At 62.3% G+C, this 21023-nt stretch carries 25 protein-coding genes and 1 pseudogene; 8 read left to right on the forward strand and 18 right to left on the reverse strand.

Annotation, left to right across the window (positions count from 1 at the left end; translation table 11 throughout):
- Window positions 1–102 precede the first annotated feature (102 nt).
- From AXF15_RS10085 to AXF15_RS10150, 15 genes and pseudogenes are all read right to left on the reverse strand, one after another.
- A complete protein-coding gene (locus tag AXF15_RS10085; protein ID WP_066606863.1) occupies window positions 103–507 on the reverse strand; it encodes a rhodanese-like domain-containing protein in 405 nt (134 codons plus the stop codon).
- The gene (gene dxs, locus AXF15_RS10090) at window positions 504–2435 is read right to left on the reverse strand and encodes a 1-deoxy-D-xylulose-5-phosphate synthase (RefSeq protein ID WP_066606866.1); all 1932 of its coding nucleotides are present in this window, start codon (window positions 2433–2435) and stop codon (window positions 504–506) included. The genes AXF15_RS10085 and dxs overlap by 4 nt, the downstream gene beginning before the upstream one ends.
- A 100-nt stretch (window positions 2436–2535) precedes the next feature.
- On the reverse strand, window positions 2536–3423 hold the full coding sequence (locus AXF15_RS10095) for a polyprenyl synthetase family protein (protein WP_066606869.1): 888 nt from the start codon (window positions 3421–3423) through the stop codon (window positions 2536–2538).
- On the reverse strand, window positions 3420–3626 hold the full coding sequence (gene xseB, locus AXF15_RS10100; protein WP_066606871.1) for an exodeoxyribonuclease VII small subunit: 207 nt from the start codon (window positions 3624–3626) through the stop codon (window positions 3420–3422). The genes AXF15_RS10095 and xseB overlap by 4 nt, the downstream gene beginning before the upstream one ends.
- Before the next feature lie 43 nt (window positions 3627–3669).
- Window positions 3670–4518, reverse strand: coding sequence for a M23 family metallopeptidase (locus tag AXF15_RS10105; RefSeq protein WP_083517987.1), 849 nt, complete (start codon window positions 4516–4518; stop codon window positions 3670–3672).
- 75 nt (window positions 4519–4593) lie between these two features.
- A complete protein-coding gene (gene xseA / locus AXF15_RS10110) occupies window positions 4594–5967 on the reverse strand; it encodes an exodeoxyribonuclease VII large subunit (protein WP_066606877.1) in 1374 nt (457 codons plus the stop codon).
- A 94-nt stretch (window positions 5968–6061) separates the two neighbouring features.
- Window positions 6062–6400 carry a nucleotidyltransferase family protein gene (locus AXF15_RS10115; protein WP_066606882.1) on the reverse strand — a complete coding sequence of 113 codons (339 nt, stop codon included), beginning with the start codon at window positions 6398–6400 and terminating at the stop codon, window positions 6062–6064.
- On the reverse strand, window positions 6397–6816 hold the full coding sequence (locus AXF15_RS14605) for a nucleotidyltransferase substrate binding protein (RefSeq protein ID WP_066608919.1): 420 nt from the start codon (window positions 6814–6816) through the stop codon (window positions 6397–6399). Before AXF15_RS14605 ends, AXF15_RS10115 begins: the two co-directional genes overlap by 4 nt.
- Before the next feature lie 181 nt (window positions 6817–6997).
- Window positions 6998–7228, reverse strand: a pseudogene (locus tag AXF15_RS14850) (carboxymuconolactone decarboxylase family protein); the annotation flags it as partial.
- Window positions 7140–8882: a proline--tRNA ligase gene (locus AXF15_RS10125; RefSeq protein WP_066606885.1), complete on the reverse strand. Its 1743-nt coding sequence runs from the start codon at window positions 8880–8882 to the stop codon at window positions 7140–7142. The gene AXF15_RS10125 and the pseudogene AXF15_RS14850, both read right to left, overlap by 89 nt.
- Before the next feature lie 105 nt (window positions 8883–8987).
- On the reverse strand, window positions 8988–9455 hold the full coding sequence (gene tsaA / locus AXF15_RS10130; protein WP_066606888.1) for a tRNA (N6-threonylcarbamoyladenosine(37)-N6)-methyltransferase TrmO: 468 nt from the start codon (window positions 9453–9455) through the stop codon (window positions 8988–8990).
- 30 nt (window positions 9456–9485) lie between these two features.
- The gene (locus AXF15_RS10135) at window positions 9486–10379 is read right to left on the reverse strand and encodes an alpha/beta fold hydrolase (RefSeq protein WP_066606891.1); all 894 of its coding nucleotides are present in this window, start codon (window positions 10377–10379) and stop codon (window positions 9486–9488) included.
- Window positions 10376–10837 (reverse strand): hypothetical protein, encoded by a 462-nt coding sequence (locus AXF15_RS10140; protein ID WP_066606894.1) that lies wholly within the window; start codon window positions 10835–10837, stop codon window positions 10376–10378. The genes AXF15_RS10135 and AXF15_RS10140 overlap by 4 nt, the downstream gene beginning before the upstream one ends.
- A 35-nt stretch (window positions 10838–10872) precedes the next feature.
- On the reverse strand, window positions 10873–11973 hold the full coding sequence (gene ispG / locus AXF15_RS10145; protein ID WP_066608923.1) for a flavodoxin-dependent (E)-4-hydroxy-3-methylbut-2-enyl-diphosphate synthase: 1101 nt from the start codon (window positions 11971–11973) through the stop codon (window positions 10873–10875).
- A 118-nt stretch (window positions 11974–12091) separates the two neighbouring features.
- Window positions 12092–12841: a DUF5131 family protein gene (locus AXF15_RS10150; protein ID WP_066606898.1), complete on the reverse strand. Its 750-nt coding sequence runs from the start codon at window positions 12839–12841 to the stop codon at window positions 12092–12094.
- A 249-nt stretch (window positions 12842–13090) separates the two neighbouring features.
- Between AXF15_RS10150 and AXF15_RS10155 the strand changes: the two genes are divergently transcribed.
- The 6 genes from AXF15_RS10155 to AXF15_RS14200 all read left to right on the forward strand — a co-directional run bounded on the left by AXF15_RS10155 (window position 13091) and on the right by AXF15_RS14200 (window position 18096).
- Complete coding sequence (locus AXF15_RS10155) at window positions 13091–13975, forward strand: pyridoxal-dependent decarboxylase (protein ID WP_169793648.1); 885 nt, start codon at window positions 13091–13093, stop codon at window positions 13973–13975.
- Complete coding sequence (locus AXF15_RS10160; RefSeq protein WP_066606904.1) at window positions 13932–15008, forward strand: AI-2E family transporter; 1077 nt, start codon at window positions 13932–13934, stop codon at window positions 15006–15008. The genes AXF15_RS10155 and AXF15_RS10160 overlap by 44 nt, the downstream gene beginning before the upstream one ends.
- A 25-nt stretch (window positions 15009–15033) precedes the next feature.
- On the forward strand, window positions 15034–16035 hold the full coding sequence (locus AXF15_RS10165; protein WP_066606912.1) for an adenosine kinase: 1002 nt from the start codon (window positions 15034–15036) through the stop codon (window positions 16033–16035).
- The gene (locus tag AXF15_RS10170; protein WP_066606914.1) at window positions 16032–16454 is read left to right on the forward strand and encodes a hypothetical protein; all 423 of its coding nucleotides are present in this window, start codon (window positions 16032–16034) and stop codon (window positions 16452–16454) included. Before AXF15_RS10165 ends, AXF15_RS10170 begins: the two co-directional genes overlap by 4 nt.
- A 131-nt stretch (window positions 16455–16585) precedes the next feature.
- On the forward strand, window positions 16586–17878 hold the full coding sequence (gene uraA / locus AXF15_RS10175; protein WP_066606916.1) for a uracil permease: 1293 nt from the start codon (window positions 16586–16588) through the stop codon (window positions 17876–17878).
- A 44-nt stretch (window positions 17879–17922) separates the two neighbouring features.
- Window positions 17923–18096 (forward strand): hypothetical protein, encoded by a 174-nt coding sequence (locus AXF15_RS14200; RefSeq protein WP_154666849.1) that lies wholly within the window; start codon window positions 17923–17925, stop codon window positions 18094–18096.
- A 196-nt stretch (window positions 18097–18292) separates the two neighbouring features.
- Here AXF15_RS14200 and AXF15_RS10180 read toward each other — a convergent pair whose 3' ends face one another.
- From AXF15_RS10180 to AXF15_RS10190, 3 genes are all read right to left on the reverse strand, one after another.
- A complete protein-coding gene (locus AXF15_RS10180; RefSeq protein ID WP_066606920.1) occupies window positions 18293–19189 on the reverse strand; it encodes an LOG family protein in 897 nt (298 codons plus the stop codon).
- A 9-nt stretch (window positions 19190–19198) separates the two neighbouring features.
- Window positions 19199–19585 (reverse strand): Rid family detoxifying hydrolase, encoded by a 387-nt coding sequence (locus tag AXF15_RS10185; RefSeq protein WP_066606922.1) that lies wholly within the window; start codon window positions 19583–19585, stop codon window positions 19199–19201.
- A gap of 99 nt (window positions 19586–19684) precedes the next feature.
- Entirely contained in the window at window positions 19685–19876 is a 192-nt protein-coding gene (locus AXF15_RS10190; RefSeq protein ID WP_236884769.1) for a carboxymuconolactone decarboxylase family protein, read from the reverse strand.
- Between the two features lie 85 nt (window positions 19877–19961).
- On the opposite strand from AXF15_RS10190, the gene AXF15_RS10195 reads away from it, so the two are divergent.
- Together AXF15_RS10195 and AXF15_RS10200 are read left to right on the forward strand one after the other, a co-directional pair.
- Entirely contained in the window at window positions 19962–20315 is a 354-nt protein-coding gene (locus tag AXF15_RS10195) for a NifB/NifX family molybdenum-iron cluster-binding protein (protein WP_066606925.1), read from the forward strand.
- A 63-nt stretch (window positions 20316–20378) separates the two neighbouring features.
- Entirely contained in the window at window positions 20379–20975 is a 597-nt protein-coding gene (locus AXF15_RS10200) for a flavodoxin family protein (protein ID WP_066606928.1), read from the forward strand.
- Window positions 20976–21023: the final 48 nt, after the last annotated feature.

Consider the following 21023-nt stretch of genomic DNA (forward strand, 5'->3'; position numbering starts at 1 on the left):
CAGACCGGATGGACGGCCAGATATTCCGGCCTGAGCTGCCGGAGATTTCGTGCGGTCATCCATGCACTTCGCGGGAAAGACCGGAGACGGCGCATTTCCATGTCAGGCCGGAGTTCCGGGAAGAGATCCGGCCGGAGACAGAAGGGCCAGCAGTGGAAGCAGGAGAAGCAGGACATGCAGATCCGTGAAGCGCAGTTGTTCCATCACACGGCGGGCCATGGGGCCCTGCCTGCCCCGCTGGCAATAGATGAGAATGGTGGCGTCGCGGTCCAGCCGCGAAACCAGACGCTTGAAGTTGGTGGCGTAGTAGTTCATGTGCACCGCGCCTTCGATATGCCCTTCCTCGAACAGCTCCCTCGCCCGGACATCCAGAATGACGAAGCGGGGATTGTCCGCATTTTCCTCCATGAGCCGCCTCGCCTGGTCCACGGTCAGCGCCGCATCCTGAGCCGGCACCGCGGCGGGCAACAGAAGCAGCAGGCAGATCAGGCTGAGAATCTTCCTCATGCTTCGCCCGGCCCTTCGGTTCCGCCTGCCAGTTCGCGCAGCACCCGGATGATTCCGTCCCTGTCCAGACCCAGACTGGCCCGCAGGGCGTTCTGGCTGCCATGCTCCACGAATCTGTCGGGAATCCCCAGACGCCTGAAACGCAGAGAGCCCAAAACGCCCTTATCGGCCAGACATTCCAGCACGGCGGAGCCGAACCCTCCGGCCAGAATGTTTTCTTCCACCGTCAGCATGAATGGCTGACCGGCCGCCAGTTCCGCCAGCTGATCCTGCGGCAGGGGTTTCACGAAACGGGCGTCGAACACGGCCACGGACCGGCCCGTTTCTTCATAAAAGCACTGGGCCGCTTCCAGAGCCGGATTGACCCGGCTCCCCAGAGCCACGATCACGCCATCGGCTCCCTCGCGCAGCAGTTCGCCCCGGCCCAGAGGCAGAATACGCGGTTCTTCGGCCAGGGCCGCGCCCTCGCCCAGACCGCGCGGGTAGCGCAGAGCCACAGGGCCGTTGTGGGCCAGAGCCGTGGCCAGCATGTGTTGCAGCTCCGGCTCGTTGCGCGGCGCCATGACCGTCAGATTGGGAATGTGGCGCAGGTAGGACAGGTCGAACACTCCATGATGCGTGGCCCCGTCCTCGCCCACCAGACCGCAGCGGTCCAGACACAGGGTCACGTTCAGATTCTGCAGGCAGACATCGTGCACGATCTGGTCGTAGGAGCGCTGCATGAAGGTGGAATAGATGGCCACCAGAGGCTTCATCCCCCGGGAAGCCAGGCCTCCGGCGAAGGTCACGGCATGCTGCTCGCAGATGCCCACGTCGAAAAAGCGGTCGGGAAAACGTTCCGCAAAGCGTTTGAGCCCCGTGCCTTCGGGCATGGCGGCGGTGATGGCCACGATTTTCTCATCTCTTTCAGCCAGCTGACACAGGGTGCTGCCGAAAACATCGGTATAGCTCGGCAGCGAACAGGCCGGAAATTTTTTGGCCGCGCCGGTCTCCGGCTCGAAACACCCCACGCCGTGAAAATGTACCGGATTGTTTTCGGCGGGCTCGTACCCCTTGCCCTTCTTGGTCAGGACATGCACGAGCACCGGCCCTTCCAGTTCGTGGACCTGCCGGAAGACGTTGGTCATCATGCGGGTGTCGTGTCCGTTCAGGGGGCCGACATAGGTGAAACGGAAGGCCTCGAAGAGCATGCCCGGCGTGAAGAAGGTCTTGAGCGAATCCTCGCTGCGGCGGGCGTACTCGGCGATATCGTCGCCGATGCGCGGGATCTGCCGCATGATGGATTCGGCCTCCCGCTTGAAGCGCTGCACCCAGCGTCTGGACAGCTTGCGGCTCAGAAAGGAAGACAGCGCCCCGACGTTTCGTGAGATGGACATGGCGTTGTCGTTCAGCACCACGATGAGGTCCTTGCCCAATCCTCCGGCCTGGTTGAGACCTTCGTAGGCCAGTCCCGCCGTCATGGAGCCGTCGCCGATGATGGCCACCACCTTGTGCTTTCCGCCCTGCAGATCCCTGGCCGCCGCCATGCCCAGAGCCGCGGAAATGGATGTGGAGGAATGCCCCACCCCGAAATGGTCGTACGGGCTTTCGGCCGGGCGGGGAAACCCGCTGATGCCGTCCATCTGCCGCAGAGTGTGAAACCGCTCCAGGCGGCCCGTGAGCAGCTTGTAGGCGTAGGACTGATGCCCCACGTCCCAGACAATGCGGTCCTCTTCCGGATTGAATACGTGAAGAAGCGCCAGAGTCAGTTCCACCACGCCCAGAGAAGGAGCCAGGTGTCCGCCCGTGGTTGATACAGTCTGGATGATCATGCGCCGGATTTCTTCGCCGAGACGGGTCAGCTCCTTCTCGTCCATTCCCTGCACATCCGCCGGATGTCCGAGAGCGGCCAGCATGGGAAAAAGTTCCGGCAGATTCCAAGAAGTCATCAATACTCCACATGGCGTCCCGGCCGGATGCCCGGCGGCTTTCCGGGACGCGGATTTTCGGTTCCGCGCCTGAAAGGAAAACGCGGCACGGCGGGCGCGTCTAGTTCGCCCGGTCCAGGATATACCGGGCCACGGCCCGCAGAAAACCGGCCCGCGGATGGGAAAAACCGCTCAGGGCCGCCATGGCCTGATCCACGCTTTCCCGGGCCAGGGCGCGGCTTCGCTCGATGCCGAGCAGAGCTGGATATGTCGATTTGCCCTGGGCCTCGTCGCTGCCCACGGGCTTGCCCAGCTGGGCCTCGTCGCCGACCACGTCCAGAATGTCGTCCGTGATCTGGAAAGCAAGTCCCACGGCCCGGCCATAGGCCGAGGCCAGAGCCTGCACACGGCTGTCCCCGCCGCCCAGAATGGCTCCGGTGACGCAGGAGGACTCGATCATGGCCCCCGTTTTTTTGGCGTGCATTTCCCGCATCCGTTCCAGGTCGGCGGCCTGGCCCGTCAGTTTCATATCCAGCATCTGTCCGCCGACCATGCCTCTCGGCCCGGCGGCCACGGAGAGGTGATGCAGGGCTTTGAGCACCCTGTCGGCGGGCAGGTTCACGGACGCGGCCAGGGTAAAGGCTTCCGTCAGCAGACCGTCTCCGGCCAGAATGGCCGTGGCCTCGTCGAACTGTTTGTGATTGGATGGCTTGCCCCGGCGCAGATCGTCGTTGTCCATGGCCGGCAGATCGTCGTGAATGAGGGAATAGGTGTGGATGCACTCGATGGCGCAGGCGAAATCAAAGGCCGCGTCCATGCTGCCGCCGGACAGCTCCGTCCAGACCAGACACAGCACGGGCCGCAGGCGCTTGCCCCCGGCCATGAGAGAGTATTTCATGGATTCGACCAGGGGCGCCGGAGTGCGGCCGTCGGTGAAGATCGCGCCCAGCCCGGCTTCGATCCTGGCGCCCAGAGTGCGCAGTTCCGCTTTCATTTCCTGGGGAGTCATGCATTTTCCTCCGGCGTGTTTCCGGCGTTTTCGACAATGATTCTGGCCTGCTTCAGTTCCAGAGCGCATTCTCCGGACAGACGCACGCCTTCCTGAAAAAGCCTGACGCCCTCTTCCAGAGGCACGTCCCCTGCCTCCAGCAAGGCCACGATTTCCCTGACCCGTTCCAGACGTTTTTCAAAAGTCTGCGGCGAATTGGCCATGCCTTCACCTTCCGTGAATGTTGAAACCGGGCCCGAACGGCCCTCACTGTTCCGCCTGGAAAAAAAGAGACGACGGGTCCACGGACAGATCGAGAATGCTCAGGCCGAAATGCAGATGCGGCCCGGTCACCCGGCCGGTCATGCCCACCTTGCCGATAAGCTGGCCCGCCTCGACCATATCGCCTTCCCGGACCAGGATTTCACTCAGATGCATGTACATGGTGTGCACGCCCAGGCCGTGATCCACATACACACAGCGCCCCGCATAATAGTGATCCGCCGCCAGCACAACCCGGCCCGGAGCCGCCGAAAGCACCGGATCGCCTTCGGCGGCGCGCAGATCTAGGCCCCGGTGCGGATTACGCGGCTGTCCGTTGAAAAACCGCCGCAGACCATAGGCGCTGGTCACGTCTCCGGGCACAGGCCGGGCCAGGGGCAAAACCAGATGGTTCACTTCGGAAACAGCGCCCAGCACCTTGCGGATCTGCTTGTGCTCCCGTGCTATGCGCTCCTGGGCGGCGGGCGGCGGCGTGGCCATGTTTTTGGCCACGGTCAGACGCTGCTCGGGAAAATCCCGGTCCTCGACGGTGATAACGGACTCCGCCGACAAAGATGCTGAACCCGGCCGGGTCACGCGCAGCCGGTATATACCGGGCCTGGACTTGAGCACGTCCGTACCCAGCAGAAAATCCACACGGGTTTCGCCGTTACCGGGGATGGTCATTTTTCTGTCCGCCCACTCCACCCGCAGCCTGTCCATGGGCGTGTCGGCCTCCACCCGGACATGAAACGGCAGGCCGATACCTACCGCCGAGGGGCATTCCACCCGTATCTGTTCCGCGTGGACGGGCAGAGCCACGGCCAGAAAACACAAAAAAAGCATGTGACGCATCGCTTCCCTCAACTGAAATGCATCCGGCCGGGAGGGCCGGAAAGTTCATATTCTGTAAAATTCCTGTCCGTGACTTCACTCTGCCTCGGTCACCCGGGCGCCGAATTCGCCGTCGGCCACGCGGACGCGAATATCGTCTCCGTCGGCCACATCCGAACATGAACGCACAAACCGCCCCCGGCCATCGCGCACCAGAGCGTATCCCCGTGCCAGCGGTGCCTGCGGGTCCAGTGCGGCCAGCCGTCCATCCAGACTTAAGGCCGCGGTCTCGCGGGCCCGTAAAAATCCGGCCGCGGCCTGATCCAGAGCCGCGCGGGAGCGGTCCAGTTCCGCCCGCAGGGCCAGCATCCGGGCCGGACCAAATTCCCGGCGCAGACGCTCTCCCGTGAGGGCCAGATCGGCCAGTCTTTTGTCCATCATGTTCCGGATGACTTGACGCAGCCGCCCTTCGAGCCGCTCCAGCTCAAAGGCGCCCCGCTCCACGTGCCGGGCCGGAGAATGGCGCATAAGACGATGCTTCCCGGCCTCCAGAACGATTTCGCGGGCTGCCAGAAAACGGCGGATGCCCCGGTCCAGAGCCAGAAAGCTCTCATCCGCCCGCTGGCGCAGCACGGCGCGTTCAGTCCACAGCAGCTGCGCCGCATGAGACGGCGTGGCTGCACGCAAATCGGCCACAAAATCGGCGATGGTGGTGTCCACCTCGTGCCCCACGCCGGTCAGAACCGGCACTCGGGCGCGAAAAATGGCCTCGGCCACGGTTTCCGTGTTGAAGGCCCACAGATCCTCCAGAGAGCCGCCGCCGCGAATAAGCACGATGACCTCGGCCCAGCCGTCGCCGTCGGCCTGGTCCAGAGCGGCCGCAATCCGGGCCGGAGCCGCTTCTCCCTGCACCAGTGACGGATACAGGCGCACGGTGCATCCATATCCCCTGTCCCCGGCCACGCGCAGGAAATCCTGCAGAGCCGCGCCCTGCGGCGCGGTGATCACGGCCACCCGGCGCGGATTGCCCGGCAGGACGAGCTTTCTGTCCGCGTCGAAAAATCCTCTGGCCGCGAGCTTGGCCTTCATGGCCTCGAAAGCCACGGCCAGCTCGCCCATGCCCTGCTCCTGCACCAGCTCCGCCACCAGCTGATACACGCCACGCGGCGGGTACACGTTCATGCGCCCGGCCACGAGCACTTCCAGACCGTCGGCAAGTTTGAGAGGCTCACCCGTTTCCACCTCGCCGGTGAGCGGATTGATGCGTTCCCCGCCTCCCCCCCCGGGCCGGGCTCCCTTGAACCAGACCACATTCAGGACGGCCTCTTCGTCGCGCAGGGAAAAATAGACATGCCCGGACGGCGGCGCGGACAGGTTGGTTATCTGCCCGCGCACCCACACGAACGGAAATTCTCCTTCAAGAACATCCTTGACGGCCTGGGTCAGGGTACGGACGGTGAAAATGTGCATAACGGGGAGCTGTCAGGATAGCGGCGGCAGGATGAATTTCTTCCGGAACAATGCGTTTTTCATGCAGCACCTGAAAAAATTGTCGTCACAGTTATCATTCATCCACAGTCGTGAACCCAGTTCCGGAACGCACGAAAAGCGGACGTGAGACCGCATCGATATGAGTGCGAAGCGGCGGGTGGTTGATGGCGGCGTAGCTTTTGACATCCACGGAAAATGGCAGAGAGCTTTCCTGAAACAGCGTCCACAGCCGGGCGCAGACGGCCTCGTCGATATCGCCGTACAGCACCAAGTCCAGATCGGAGTTCGGGCGCTGCCGTCCCGTGGCGCGCGAACCGAATACCGCCACCCGTTCAACGCCTTTTCCCTCGGCATTCAGTATCTCGCGCAACACATCCCGCTGGGCGGCGGACAAGCCGAACATTTCCTTCATGACATCCGCGCCTGCCGGGCCAGCATGAATTCGTACAGTTCACCGAACGCCTCCATGTAGCTCAGACGAATATCGCCGATCACCCGTTCGAAGGCCGCAAGATCGTAAGTATGCGACATGCGGTTGCGCGCATCCAGAGCCTTCTGCCAGGCTTCGCCACGTTTTATGATCCCGGCCTCGAAGGCCCGGCGGATCACCGTGCGGGGCGTGATCTGCTCCAGCACCACATTTTCGCTCTCCAGATAATCCTTCAGGGTCTTCCATGCCAGTTCCACCGTGTATTCAAACCGCTGAATCACCCCCTCCTTTTCCAGCTGGGTCAAAGCTCTGTCCTGTTCCAGAGCTTCGCGCAGCAGAAGAAAAGCCCGACAGTAATTCTCGAACCGGTAATGCCAGCGGGGAGTGGAATCGGTCATGGCTGTTTTCATTTTTGTTACGGTTCCTGTGAATATACCGAGCTGGACAATTTGGCGGATGAAAAAATGAAGACGACGGATTCGGATCAAGCTGCCGGCCGCCGCCGTCATACGCCTCCAGTGCCGCGGGAAGCGCTCTGATGACCACGGCCCCGGCGGCAGGAAGGCCTAACAGAACCGCACTCAGCACTTTCTGCCAGGAAGCGCCGTGAGCTTTGGCCTCGCTCACATGAAAAGGAATGTCCGGCATGCTTCCCGTGGCAGCGAGCACCGCGACATACGCAAGCTCCTCCGTCTTGCCGTCCAGAACGCCGTGTCGGTTTTCAGCTCCGCTCCCAATCTCCCAGCACCTCGTGCCGCCAGGCCAGAATGGCGTTCTGCCAGTCGGCCACGGGGAGGTCGCGCTTTTCACCGGTTCTGCGGTTTTTGGCTTCGATCACTCCGCGTTCCAGCCCCTTGCCGCCGATGATGATCTGCATGGGCATGCCCAGCAGGTCGGCTTCGTTGAATTTCACGCCGGGCCGCTCGTCGCGGTCGTCAAAAAGGGCGTCGATGTTCTGCGCCTCCAGCCAGTCATGGATTCTCCGCGCCATCCTCATGACGTTTTCATCCCGGGCGGACAGGGCCAGCACAGCCACCTCGAAGGGCGCGATGGCCGGAGGAAAGATCATGCCCTGGTCGTCGAAATTCTGCTCGATGCAGGCCGCCACCACGCGGCTTACGCCAATGCCGTAGCAGCCCATGATCATGAGCTGTTCCTTGCCGTTCTCGTCCAGAAAAATGGCGTTCATGGCCTGAGAATACTTGATCCCCAGCTTGAACACGTGCCCGGCCTCGATGCCCTTGGGCATGACGATGGGTGCGCCGCAGGACGGGCACGGATCGTCCAGGGTGACGGAGCGCAGATCGGCGTAGCCTGAAGCCGCGGCCTCCGTGGACAGGGCAAAGTCCCGGCGCGGGTCCACATGGATCAGGTGCGCGTCGGCGGCATTGGCCCCGCACACGAAATCCGTATCCGAGGCGATCCCGAAATCCGCGTACACGGCATCCACCCTGAGCCCCACGGGTCCGGCAAAGCCCACGGGCGCCCCGGTCCACTTCTCGACCTGCTCCGGCGTGGCCAGATTGACTTCCGCCGCGTCCAGCAGATTCTTGAGTTTGACCTCGTTCACGTCATGGTCTCCACGCACCAGAACGGCCACGGATTTGCCGTCCACGTCGAAAAGCAGAGTCTTCAGCACCCGCGCGGGCGAAACTCCCAGAAACGAGGCCACCTCCTCCACCGTGTGCCTGCCCGGCGTGGGCACCTGTTCGTATGGCGGGCAGGTGCCGTTGCACGGCGCGCCCGGCCGGAGTTCGGCCTTTTCCAGATTGGCGGCCCAGGAGCAGGCCGTGCACACGGCCAGGGTATCCTCGCCCGTCTCGGCCAGAACCATGAACTCGTGGGAGAAACTGCCGCCGATGGCTCCGGAGTCCGCGCTCACGGCCCGGAACTTGAGCCCCAGGCGGGTGAAGATGCGGGTGTAGGCCTCGAACATGGCCTGATAGCTCGTGTTGGCGCCCTCTTCGTCCTTGTCGAAGGAATAGGCGTCCTTCATGACAAACTCCCGGCCGCGCATGAGTCCAAAGCGGGGCCGGATTTCATCCCGGAACTTGGTCTGAATCTGGTACAGATTGAGCGGGAGCTGGCGGTAGGAGCGCACCTCGCCGCGCACCAGATCGGTGACGACCTCCTCGTGAGTGGGGCCCAGGCAGTAGTCCCGGTCGTGACGGTCGTTCAAGCGCAGCAGTTCCTTGCCGTAGAAATCCCAGCGTCCGCTTTCCTGCCAGAGGTCGGCGGGCTGGACCATGGGCATGGAGATCTCCAGCGCCCCGGCGCGGTTCATTTCCTCGCGCACGATCCGCGCCACCTTGTTCACCGCGCGCAGGCCCAGAGGCATGTAGGTATAGATGCCGCTGGTCAGCTTGCGGATCATGCCCGCGCGCAGCAGCAGTTTGTGGCTTACGACCTCGGCCTCGGCCGGAGTTTCCTTGAGAGTGGGAATATAAAACTTGCTGAAAAGCATGGGGACCTCTCGTGGGTTTCCTGAGGGTTACTGCATGGGAGACAAAAACACGCCGCGGGCGGGAATCCTCCCGCCGTGATATTTCATGTCCGTTTAGGCCTGCCGTCAGACGAATCTGCCGTCAGAACGCGCGGCCGAAACCTCTTCCGCCGAAGCGGTCATCCAGCCCGGCGAACTGCCCGTCACCGCGTCGAAATTCTCGATATACGGCTTGATGTCCAGAAGCGGAGTCCCGTTCAGAACGTCCACGCCTCTTATGGTGAGCGCGCATCCTTCCACTTTCGTCAGCCGCACGATGGACAGCCCGATGTGGTTCGGCCTCAAGGGAGAACGCGTGGCGAACACGCCGCGCTCGCGGGTGTCCAGAAAGGGCGTGACCGTCAGGCGCGTTCTGGCGGCCTTATGAAAAATATAGATCAGATAGACGTGGCTGAATCCGTCCAGATCTTTCAGCCCTTCGGCGTAGCGCTCCTCGATGCGGACGAGGCCCTCCACATCCCGCGCCCCTCCGGGCTGGACAGGCATGTTTTCCAGCTCCGTGAACGGAGAATATATGATTCCTATGGGTTCCATGCCGCCTCCAGGCCCTCATCCTCCGCAAAATCACCGCTGCGCGTCCGGCTTCGGAGTGAAAAACATCTCCGCGGCGCGCAGAAAAATCTCCGGAGATTCGGCAAAAGCCGCGTGTTCGGCAAAGGGGATGTTCAGCACATGCACGTCCGGGCGCAGGGCCTGCAACCCGGCCATGCTCTCCAGCGAGGTCAGAGGGTCCAGATCGCCGCGGACCATCAGGAGCGGCGCCGCCGTTTCAGCCATGCGTTTTCCGGGGTATCCGCCCTCCCCCAGGTCCGTCCACATCTCCACCGCCCGCGCGACCAGCCGGTCGAAATCCGGCTCCGGGTTCAGACGCTGATAATCGGCGCAGCTTTCGGGAAACATCTCCGTCCAGTCCCGCGCCGTCATGGAAGAGAGCAACTCCCAGGCCGGATCGGTGGCACTCATTTCCCAGCTCGCGCCCACGGTCACGATTTTTTCCAGCCTTGCATCGCCTCGCGCCGCGTAGCGGCAGGCCGTGATGCCGCCGTCGCTGAAACCCAGGATGCTGAAGCGCTCCAGCTTCAATGTGTCGATGATGCGCGCCAGATCATCTTCCAGCGTGGCGTAGGACAGACCGTTTCGCCCCAGAGTTGATCTGCCGTGCCCCCGGCTGTCCACGCCGACGAGCCGGAACTTTCCGGCCAGAGCCGGAGTAATGGTATTGAAATCTTCCATCTGGCCCAAACCGCCATGCAGCAGAAGCAGGGCGGGAGCGGCAGGGTCGCCCTTTTCCTCCACATAAATCCGCGCATCACCGCTGGCGACGAAAAAGCCGGACCGATGGTCGAAACGGTCTCTGATACTCATGGACGGCACCTCCGTGGAAGAACAGGTCCGGCAGCAGCCGGACAACATCATGAAGCCCGCCAGAAGCACGGACAATATGCGGACAGTTTTCATTCCTGCCTGCGCCGTTCTTCAGGAATGCGGATCATGCCCGCGCCGTCCACCAGCCAGCCCTTCGGGGAGGGAACCATCTTCACGGTCACGGCAAAATCCGCGCTCCATTCGTCTCCGGCACCGCGCAGAACGACAAAACCATCCCCGCAGGAATCGACCGCAAAACTTTCCGGATAATCCTGAGCGTCCAGCACCGGATCAAAACCCAGGCCCAGTTCCGGGTCTTCCTTCTCCGCTTCCCGCATCAGTTCCTCGTGAGCGGCCCTGAAGGCGGCGCTGACCAGGCCGTCCTTCTCCATCCAGGGAGCGGGTTTTCCGGAGGCCTCTTCGGCCGGAACTTTCAGCCAGTCCACATAGGCATTCATGAAGGCCAAGGCCGCGTCCGCCTCGGGCCCGCACCCGGCCCGGCAGGGCAGGCCCGGCAACAGCGTCAGGAAAAGAAGAAAGAAAGTTTTCATGCATGCGCCTCTCATGCGGCGCAATGTGGTTGCAGTCACGAGGCCGCCCGCTCGGCCAGAAACCTGTCCAGTTCTTCCATGAAGGCGGCCAGCAGCTCATCCCGTCCGCGCACCCGGCGGAGCACCTCGCCCTTGCGGAAAATGAGCCCCGAATCCCGGCCCCCGGCCACCCCGATATCCGCCTCCCGCGCCTCACCCGGGCCGTTGACCACACAGCCCATGACCGCCACGGTGAACACCTCCTCTACATGACGCAGGCGTTCTTCCACGGCCTGGGCCAGTTCCATGAGCCCGATCTCCGTGCGTCCGCAGGTCGGACAGGACACGATTTCCGGCCCCCGCGCGCGCAGGCCCAGAGAACGCAGAATCTCCCAGGCCACGAGCATTTCCTCCACCGGATCAGCGGTCAGGGACACGCGCAGGGTGTCGCCGATCCCCTCGGCCAGCAGAACACCCAGCCCCACGGAAGATTTCACCGCCCCGCGCAGCATGGTCCCGGCCTCGGTCACGCCGATATGCAGGGGATAATCCACGGTCCGGCTCATGAGGCGGTAGGCGGCCACGGTGTGCCGCACACTGGAGGACTTGAGGGAGATCTTGATGTCGTGAAAGCCGCGGTCCTCCAGCAGACGCGCGTGCTCCAGCGCGCTTTCCACCAGAGCTTCCGGCGTGGGGCCGCCGTGTTTGCGCAATATGTCCCTGTTCACCGAGCCGCTGTTCACGCCGATGCGGATGGGTATGCCCGCCGCACGGGCCGCGTGGGCCACACGGTCCACCTTGTCCGGCCCGCCGATGTTTCCGGGGTTGATGCGCAGGCCCTTCACTCCGGCTTCCACGGCCATGACGGCCAGCCGCGCGTCAAAATGGATGTCTGCGATGAGCGGGACGGACGTTTCCGCGCAGATACGCCGCAGAGCTTCGGCCGCTTCGGTGTTCAGCACGGCCAGACGGACGATCTCGCAACCCGCTTGCTGCAGCGCCCCGATCTGGGACAGGGTGGCCTCCACGTCGCGGGTGTCGGTGTTGGTCATGGACTGGACGCGCACGGGATGCCCGCCGCCAATGCCCACCGCACCCACATAAACGGTGCGCGTGGAACGGCGCGGAGCCGGTATGGCTGGAAAACCGGGGAACATGGCGGCGGACCTTACCGGATTCACCCCCCGAAGCCAAGGACGGGAAATACCCGGCCGTTCCGGCAAGGTGTCCTTTCAGACCGCGCGATATGTGGGCCGGGCGAGAATTTTTCCGCACTCATGCCCGAAAGCCGCCGAAATCCCGCTCGCTTCGGCCGTCCAGATTGATCCCGGCCCTGGCGGCCTGAGACATCTGGTACATGCGCGGGATGCGGTAGCTCCTGCCGTCCTTTCTGAAATGCGTTCCGGTCTGCTTGAAAAAGAAGTCCACACCGTGCCTCGCGCATTGGGCCCGGCTGTCCAGCACCCAGGAAAAATCGCACAGCCTGCCCTCCGGTCCGGATTCACCGCCGCAGATGACCCGCCGGATTTTCCCCGAGGCCAGATACGGCTCGATCCGGACGGCTTCGAGCATGGGTTCGTGAATGACGTGGCGGCGCTTAAGAGGCAGTTCCAGAAAGATGGGCAGCCGGTAGTCCGCGCTCTTCTGATCCTCGCAGGTCAGGCAGATGGTCACATTTTCGTAGCCGTTTTCCCAGTCTCCGGGCAGGCCGACGGTGAAGCGGTCGATGCGCTTGGTGACGATGAAGAAATGCAGATCCGTACGCTCCCGGATCATCCGCCACGCTTCCTCGCGCCAAGGATCGGCCTCGCCGATGAAAAAGTCCGAGGTCATGCAGGTATAGACCGTGCCCCCGGAGAGGATATATTCGCCCCTGCGGTTTCTTTTGAGCGGCAGGCCGAACTTCGCCGTTTTCTCCACGACGCGGCTGTCCTTGCCGAATTGCGCGTCGCGCCGATACACATAACAGTTCCGGCAGCCCTCGCTCAATTTTCTGCATCCGTGCCAGGGATTCCAGATCAGCATCGACGGGTCCTCATGTTGTTATTGCCTCCCGGCCTGCCCGGCGGTCCGGCGGCCGGAAGCGTGCCGCCCGGTCCCTTCTACAGTCCGGCGGGCCTGCTGAAAACTCACCGGAACACACGCCCCCGGCTTCGCCAGAAATTTATGGAATCCGGAACTGAAAAAGTTTACAAGCGCCCCGGATCGCTTCAGTACCGGCTCGAACTTCAGGCACATATTGAGAAACGCCGCTTTTTTTGTCCACATGCCGCAATGGATGACCCGATTCTGAGTCTCGCCCTCGATCTTCTCCGGAGTCCGGCCGGTTCCGCGCCGGAGCTTCCGGAATCCGGGCTCCGGGATGCGGAGACGCTGCGGCGGCTGGCCCCGCATGTGCTGGCCAGAGCAGCAAATCTCGGCGGCCGGACGACGCTGGCCCACATGGACCCGCCAACGCCGGAGATAACCTGGGCCACAGCCCTCTGGAACGCCTGCCGCAATCAGAACCTGCTTCATCCGGCCACGTCTCCCTTCGCTTCTAAGGCCGAGAGACTGTGCATTTCCTGGCTCGCGCCCTTCTTCGGCATGACGGGCGGCCATTTCTGCGCGGGCTCCACCATCGGCAACCTGACGGGACTCTGGACGGCCAGAAACCACAAGGGCGTGAAAACAGTCTTCGCCTCGGAGCTTGCGCACAACAGCATCGCGAAATCCTGTGACATTCTGGGTCTGGAGCTCAGGCTTCTCCCGGCGGACGACCGGATGCGTCTCATCCCGCCAAAAGAGGAACTGGCGGGAAGCTGCCTGGTTCTGACGGCGGGCACCACTGGCGGAGGAGCCATCGATCCCCTGCGGGAACGCCACGGCGCGGCCTGGGTCCATGTGGACGCCGCCCAGCCGGGTGCATTCGGACCTGCTCGACGGCATCGAGAACGCGGCTCCCGCCGGGCATGTTTTCCACGCTGCATTACAGGTCGGAGTTGTGGATCAGGTCCGTGTCGGCCAACCCGGAGGCGGACATTCAGAAAATCATTGCCCTGCTGGATGGAATACGCGCCTAGCGGGTTCCCGGACAGGGCGGGAAACCATGCCATGCGGCTGACGGAAATTCTCTATGGAAATGATGATTCAGTGGCTCCGCTCGATACTCGCCGATAAACAGATGGTCATCCTGCTTCTGGTGCTGGGTATCGGCGCGGCCATTGTGCTCAGCATCGGCGACCTGCTCGCACCCGTCATTGCCAGCGTGGTCATCGCCTTTCTGCTGGAGGGGCTGATCCGGCACCTGGAGCGCTTCGGCTGTCCCCGGCGGACGGCCATCATCCTTGTCTTCGGACTGTTCATGCTTTTCCTGGCTTTTCTGCTGATCGCCCTGGTGCCGCTTCTCATCACCCAGATCTCCGAGCTGACGGAAAACATCCCCCGGATCATCGCCCGCGCCCAGACGGCCCTGCAGGGCATCCCGAAAAAATTTCCCCTCCTGACGGAGACGCACATCAACTCCATTCTGGACGGCCTGACTCCCCAGCTTTCCCTTTACGGCAAGCAGATACTGAGCTTCTCCCTGTCTTCGGTGCGCTCGGTCTTTTCCTTTCTGGTCTATCTGGTGCTCATGCCCATCATGGTCTTCTTTTTCCTGAAGGACAAAGAGCAGATCCTGAAATGGATAGCGGACTTTCTGCCCCACGACCACAGCCTGACCCGCCGGGTCTGGGCCGAAGTGGAGAAGCAGGCCGGCAACTACGTCCGCGGCCGCGTGTGGGAAATTCTTATCGTCTGGCTGGCCACCTATGCCTGTTTTCTGATCACAGGCCTGGAATACGCCATGCTGCTCAGCCTCATTGTAGGGCTTTCGGTCATCATCCCCTATATCGGCGCGGTGGTGGTGACCGTGCCCGTGGTCATCATCGCCTACATCCAGTGGGGCTTCGGCCCCGAGTTCACCTGGGCCATGGTCGCCTACCTGGTTGTCCAGCTGCTCGACGCCAACCTGCTCGTACCGCTTTTGCTGTCCGGCGCGGTGAACCTGCATCCTCTGGCTTCCATCATGGGCATTCTCGTCTTTGGAGGTATCTGGGGATTCTGGGGCGTTTTTTTCGCCATCCCCTTGGCTTCTCTCGTTCAGGCCGTGCTGCAGGCATGGCAGTCGAGAAGATGGCGCGGCATATCGGAAGACCTGACTTCGGTCTGAACCTCAACTTCTTATGGGAACGACAATGCAACGATACGATGTGTACGGCATGGGCAACGCCCTGGTGGATATGGAATTCAGCGTGGATGACGGATTTCTTGAAACCATGGGCGTGGAGAAAGGATACATGACTCTGGTGGACGAACAGCGGCAATTCGAACTGCTGGAGTTTCTGCGGGATGAACCCGCGCACCGCTCCGGCGGCGGATCGGCGGCGAATACCGTGGTCGGCAGCGCCCTGTTCGGGAGCAAGGCTTTCTATTCCTGCCTGGTCAGCAACGACGAGATGGGAGATTTCTACACCGGAGAACTGCGGCGGGCCGGAGTGGACACCAACCTGACCATCCGCCGGGCCGACGGGGTAACCGGAAAATGCCTAGTCATGGTCACACCCGACGCCGAACGCACCATGAACACCTATCTGGGCATTTCGGAATCCCTCTCCCGCGACGAGATACAGCCCGACGCCCTGCGTGATTCGCAGTACCTTTACGTGGAGGGCTATCTGGTCACGTCGCCCACGGCCCGCCCGGCGGTGGTGCATGCCAGAGAGATCGCCAGGGAGGCGGGAGTGAAAACGGCCGTCAGCTTTTCCGATCCGTCCATGGTCAGATATTTCCGGCTGGGCCTGGAGGAAATCGTGGGTCAGGGGGTGGACCTGCTCTTCTGCAATCGGGAGGAGGCCCTTCTCTGGGGCGGATGCCGGACCCTGGCCAAGGCCGTGGACGAACTGCGCCGCATCGCCGGAACCTTCGCCGTCACGCTGGGGGCCGACGGCGCTCTGGTGTATGACGGCGACAGCCTGCACGAAATCGACCCCTTCCCCGCCTCCGCCGTGGACACCAACGGTGCTGGGGACATGTTTGCGGGCGCGTTCCTGTACGGCATCACCCACGGCATGGATCACGCCCGGGCCGGACGCTTCGCCAGCCTGGCCGCCTCCAAGGTGGTCGGCGTGTTCGGCCCGAGGCTGAAGCCCGAGGAATACGAGCGCACCCTGGCGGAATTTCTGGCCCTGAAGCCATGACCAGTCTGTGGCCGGAAGCCTGGAACGCGTACCTCTGGTGGCTGGCCGCCTTTTCCGCAGTCACGTTCATCGCCTCCCTGCTGGCGGTGCCCTTTTTTGCCGTGCGCATCCCCGCGGACTATTTCAGCGCCCCCCGCAGAAAACAGACTTCCCGAGCCTGGCCTCCGGCCCTGCGCCTGACTTTTCTGCTCTGCAAGAATGCCGGGGGCATACTGCTCTTTCTGGCGGGGACGGCCATGCTGTTCCTGCCGGGCCAGGGCCTGCTGACCATGCTCATGGGTATCGTGCTGATGGATTTTCCCGGCAAATTCAGGCTGGAACGTCATCTCGTCTCGCGGCCGCCGGTGTTCGCGGCCATCAACTGGATCCGGACCCGGCGCGGCGCTCCCCCCCTTGAGCCGCCCGCCCCTCCTCTCTGAACCATCTTCTCCTTTCTTGACCGCCGCCAGACGCGGCATATAGGACTTCCCAGCTTTTGGGGCCGCCCCCAGGATCATGTTACGCGGGACGGGCCGTCTGGCCTTGCAACACATCATCCAAGGAGTTTCTCATGCGTGGGAACATCATTCAGGTCGAGGAAAAGGTATCCCTGATCAAGGGCCTGCCCCTCAGTTTACAGCATCTTTTCGCCATGTTCGGCGCTTCCATTCTGGTGCCGACCCTGTTCAGGATCGATCCGGCCATCGTGCTGCTCATGAACGGCATCGGCACCCTCATCTATCTGGTGCTGTGCAAGGGCAAAGCTCCGGCTTTTCTGGGATCGAGCTTCGCCTTCCTCTCGCCGGTCTTCGTGGTGCTGGGAGCGGACCAGGCCATGTGGGGAGCCAACTATTCCTATGCGCTGGGCGGATTCATCGCCTCCGGGCTCATCTTCTGCGCCGTGGCTGTCATCATCGGCAGATTCGGGCCGGGCTGGATCGGCGTGGTGCTGCCCCCGGCCACCATGGGGCCCATCGTGGCCCTCATCGGACTGGAACTGGCGGGCGTGGCCGCGAACATGGCCGGTTTCATGCCCGACGCCCAGGGCGGCTACGACACCAAAGCCATCGCCGTGTCCATGTTCACCCTCATGGTGGTGGTCTTCGGCTCGGTGCTGTTTCGGGGATTTCTGGCCGTCATCCCCGTGCTGGTGGGCATCGCGGCCGGATATCTGGCGGCAGTGGTGCTGGGCATGGTCGATTTCGGCATGGTCACGTCCGCCTCTGTCCTTTCCCTGCCCACGATCTACACGCCCAAATTTGATCTGAACGTCATCCTGATCGTCATTCCGGCTTCGCTGGTGGTCATTTCCGAACACATCGGCCATCTGGTGGTCACCGGCAGAATCATAGGCCGCGAACTGACCAGGGATCCCGGCCTGCACCGTTCCCTGCTTGGCGACGGCATCTCCACCACCCTCTCGGGCTTCATGGGCTCCGTGCCCGTGACGACTTACGGCGAGAACATCGGCGTCATGGCCATTACCAGAGTCTATTCCGTGTGGGTCATCGGCGGGGCGGCCGTTTTGTCCATCGCTCTGGCCTTTGTCGGCGTGCTCTCGGCTTTCATCCGCTCCATTCCGGCTCCGGTCATGGGCGGCGTGTGCATCCTGCTTTTCGGCGTCATTGCCGCTTCGGGCATCCGCATGCTGGTGGAAACCAGAGTGGACTATTCCAAATCGTCCAATCTCATCCTGACCGCCGTGGTGCTCATCGTGGGCTTGAGCGGCGCGGCTGTAAGCATTGGCACGGTGCAGCTCAAGGGCATGGCGCTGGGCACGGTGGCGGGCATGGCCCTGTCTCTCGTGTTCCACATCCTGAACAGGGCGGGACTGACCAATCAGCCGGTGGAAATCGAAGGCTGAAACACGGGCGGGAAACCGCCCTTTTTTCGTCGCGAGGACTGACAATGAAAAAATTTTCGCCGTGGCTCTGGACCGGCGGCGTCATCGCCGTCGCCACCATGGGCGCCCTGCGCTTCCTGGGCAAAGGCACGAACATCTTCGGTCTGCTGGCGGGCATGGCCGTGGTCATCACCATCCTGTCCTTTCTGGTCATCCGCTATGTGAACAGGAAATGGTAAGGGGGATGCATTCACACACGAACCGGAACACGGACAAAGGCTGCAACTCCGAGAGATCCTCTATTCGAAGCCCGGAAGCCGCAAAAAAGCCCCTTCCGCGGGAAAGTCGGAAGGGGCTGATTTCTCCATACAAAATCTGATTTCTGTTTGTCCGGCGCTCGGGAAGTTCTCCCGGGTTCCGGCACCGCGTCACTATTCAGAACTTGCCGTCAGTGGTCGTCCCGTTGGAGGCGGCGATGATTTCCCAGGCTTCTTCGGCCGTGCTCACATACTGGAAGATGTTCAGATCTTCCGGGCTGATGGTCCCCTCTTCCACCAGCGCCTCGAAATTGATGACCTTGTGCCAGAACCGGCGGCCGAACAGGAGCACCGGAATGGGCCGGACCTTGCTCGTCTGGATCAGGGTCAAGGCTTCGAAGAGCTCGTCCATGGTGCCGAAGCCGCCGGGAAAGGCCACCAGGGCCTTGGCCCGCATCAGCAGGTGCATCTTGCGGATGGCGAAATAGTGGAACTGGAAGCTGAGTTCCGGCGTGATGTACGGATTGGGCTCCTGCTCGAAGGGCAGCACGATGTTCATGCCGATGCTCTTGGCCCCCACATCGTGGGCCCCCTGATTGGCCGCACCCATGATGCCGAAGCCGCCGCCCGTGATGACCACGTGTTTGTACCTGGGCGTATTCTCGGAGATGAGCCGTCCCAGCTTGCGCGCTTCGGTATAATAGCGGCTGGTGGTCACAGCGATGCGGGCCTTGTTCAGTTCCTGCTGCAGAGCCGCGTCGTCCGGATTTTTCTTCAGGGCTTCCATGGCCTTTTCCTGCCGCAGAGCGGCAGACTCTGGGTCCATGAACCGGGCGCTGCCGTAAATGACCACGGTGGATTCAATCTGCTGTTCCTGCAGGGCCAGTTCGGGCTTGAGCAGTTCCAGTTGCAGACGCACGGGGCGCAGTTCCTCGCGCAGCAGAAAATTCTGATCCTGAAAGGCCAGCAGATAGGAATCGGAGGTGCACTGCGGAGAGTTCACATGCCGCTGGGCGGCCACGGCGTCTTCATTGGCCGAGGGAAAAACACCCAGCCGGGATGATTTCTTGCTCATGATTGTTCCTTACGCGGGGATCTGGGCCACGCACTTCATTTCCACCACGCCGCCGAGCGGCAGGGCCGAGACCTGCACAACGGCGCGGGCGGGCTTGTGGCCGCCCATGAATTCGACGTAGATATCGTTGAATTGTCTGAAATTGCCGAGATCGGTTACAAACACATCCGCACTGACGATATCCTTCATGCCGCATCCGGCTTCCGCCAGAATGGCCCGGATGTTGGTCAGAGCCTGTCTGGCCTGGGATGCGAAGTCCGATCCGGCAAAGGCGCCTGTACCCGGATCGAGCCCCAACTGCCCGGACACGTGAACCATGTCTCCGACCCGCACGGCCTGCGAGTACGGCCCCACGGCGGCCGGAGCCTTGTCCGTCTGGATGTATGATATGCTCATGGCGTTCTCCTTACGATTGATTTGAAGCTTCGGCCTCGCCCAGCATGCTGTCCGGCCAATCCAGAGCGGCCGCGACCGTAGGAAATCCGATAGTGCTGGTCAAGACGATGGCTGCGTGACGGACCTCCTCCGGCGTGGCGCAGCCGAAGCGCCCAGCTGGATCAGCTGTACCGACTTTTCGTCGAGAGGGCCGGCCTCGCGGGCTCTTTTGCCCAGGGCTTCCGCCGCGCCGATCAGATCCGGATACATGGCCTGCAATTTCCGGTAATGTCCGGGTATTCCGGCATTCATGGCAAATCCTCCTTAAAATGCCGCGCCTTCATTGACTCGGCCCATGAATAGGGGCAGGCTATCCCGAAAAACAAGGAGTTCTGCCATGAAAATTGCCATTCCGACCATCGGCGGCCGCGTGGACGAACATTTCGGCCATGCCCGCGCCTTCACCGTCTTCACCTTGGACGACTCCGGAAACATTCTGGAGGAAGAAACCTTTCTGCCCCCCTCTGGCTGCGGCTGTCACTCCACCGTGGGCATCACCATGCAGGGCAAGGGCGTGACCACCATGCTGGCCGGAAATATCGGCCAGGGCGCGCTGGATAAAATGGCCTCGCACGGCATCAAGGTCGTCCGGGGCTGCCAGGGAGAAATCCGCGATGTTCTCCGGGCATGGTTTGCGGGAGACATCAAAGACAAGGATGTCCTCTGCGACCACCACGACTGCAAACACTGATCCGCACCCGCCGCTCACCGTGGCGGGCTTTTTTTCCACAATCCGATCACACCGGAGGAAAACATGTACGCTTTGGCCGTAAACGGTAGTCCCCGTCCGCACGGCAACACGGAAATTCTGCTGCAGCACGTCCTGGATCCTCTGCGCGAGGCCGGATGGGAAACGGAACTCGTCCAGATCGGCGGAAAGAAAATCCGGGGCTGCATGGCCTGCTACAAATGCTTCGAGCACAAGAACGGACGATGTACCGTGGACGACGCCTTCAACCCGGTCATGGAGAAACTGCTGCGGGCCGACGCCATGATTCTTGGCTCTCCCACCTACTTCACCGACGTCACATCCGAAATGAAGGCTCTGCTGGACCGCGCCGGATATGTGGCCATCGCCAACGGCCGGGCCTTCAAGGGCAAGATCGGCGCAGCCGTGGTAGCCGTGCGCCGGGGCGGAGCCACCCACGTCTACGACACCATCAATCACATGTATCTCATGAATCAGGTCATCGTTCCCGGCTCCCTCTACTGGAACATGGGTTACGGCCGGAACAAGGGAGAAGTGGAAAAAGACGCCGAGGGTCTGGGCAACATGGTCAATCTCGGCCGGGTCATCGCCTGGCTCGGAGAAGCCATAAAACCGCACCGGCACTGTTTTCCGGACGCGTGAACAATACGGGGAAGATTTCGCGGACTTCCCCGCACCGCGCGCCCCGAA

It is taken from the genome of Desulfomicrobium orale DSM 12838 (assembly GCF_001553625.1).
Taxonomy (GTDB): Bacteria; Desulfobacterota; Desulfovibrionia; order Desulfovibrionales; family Desulfomicrobiaceae; genus Desulfomicrobium; species Desulfomicrobium orale.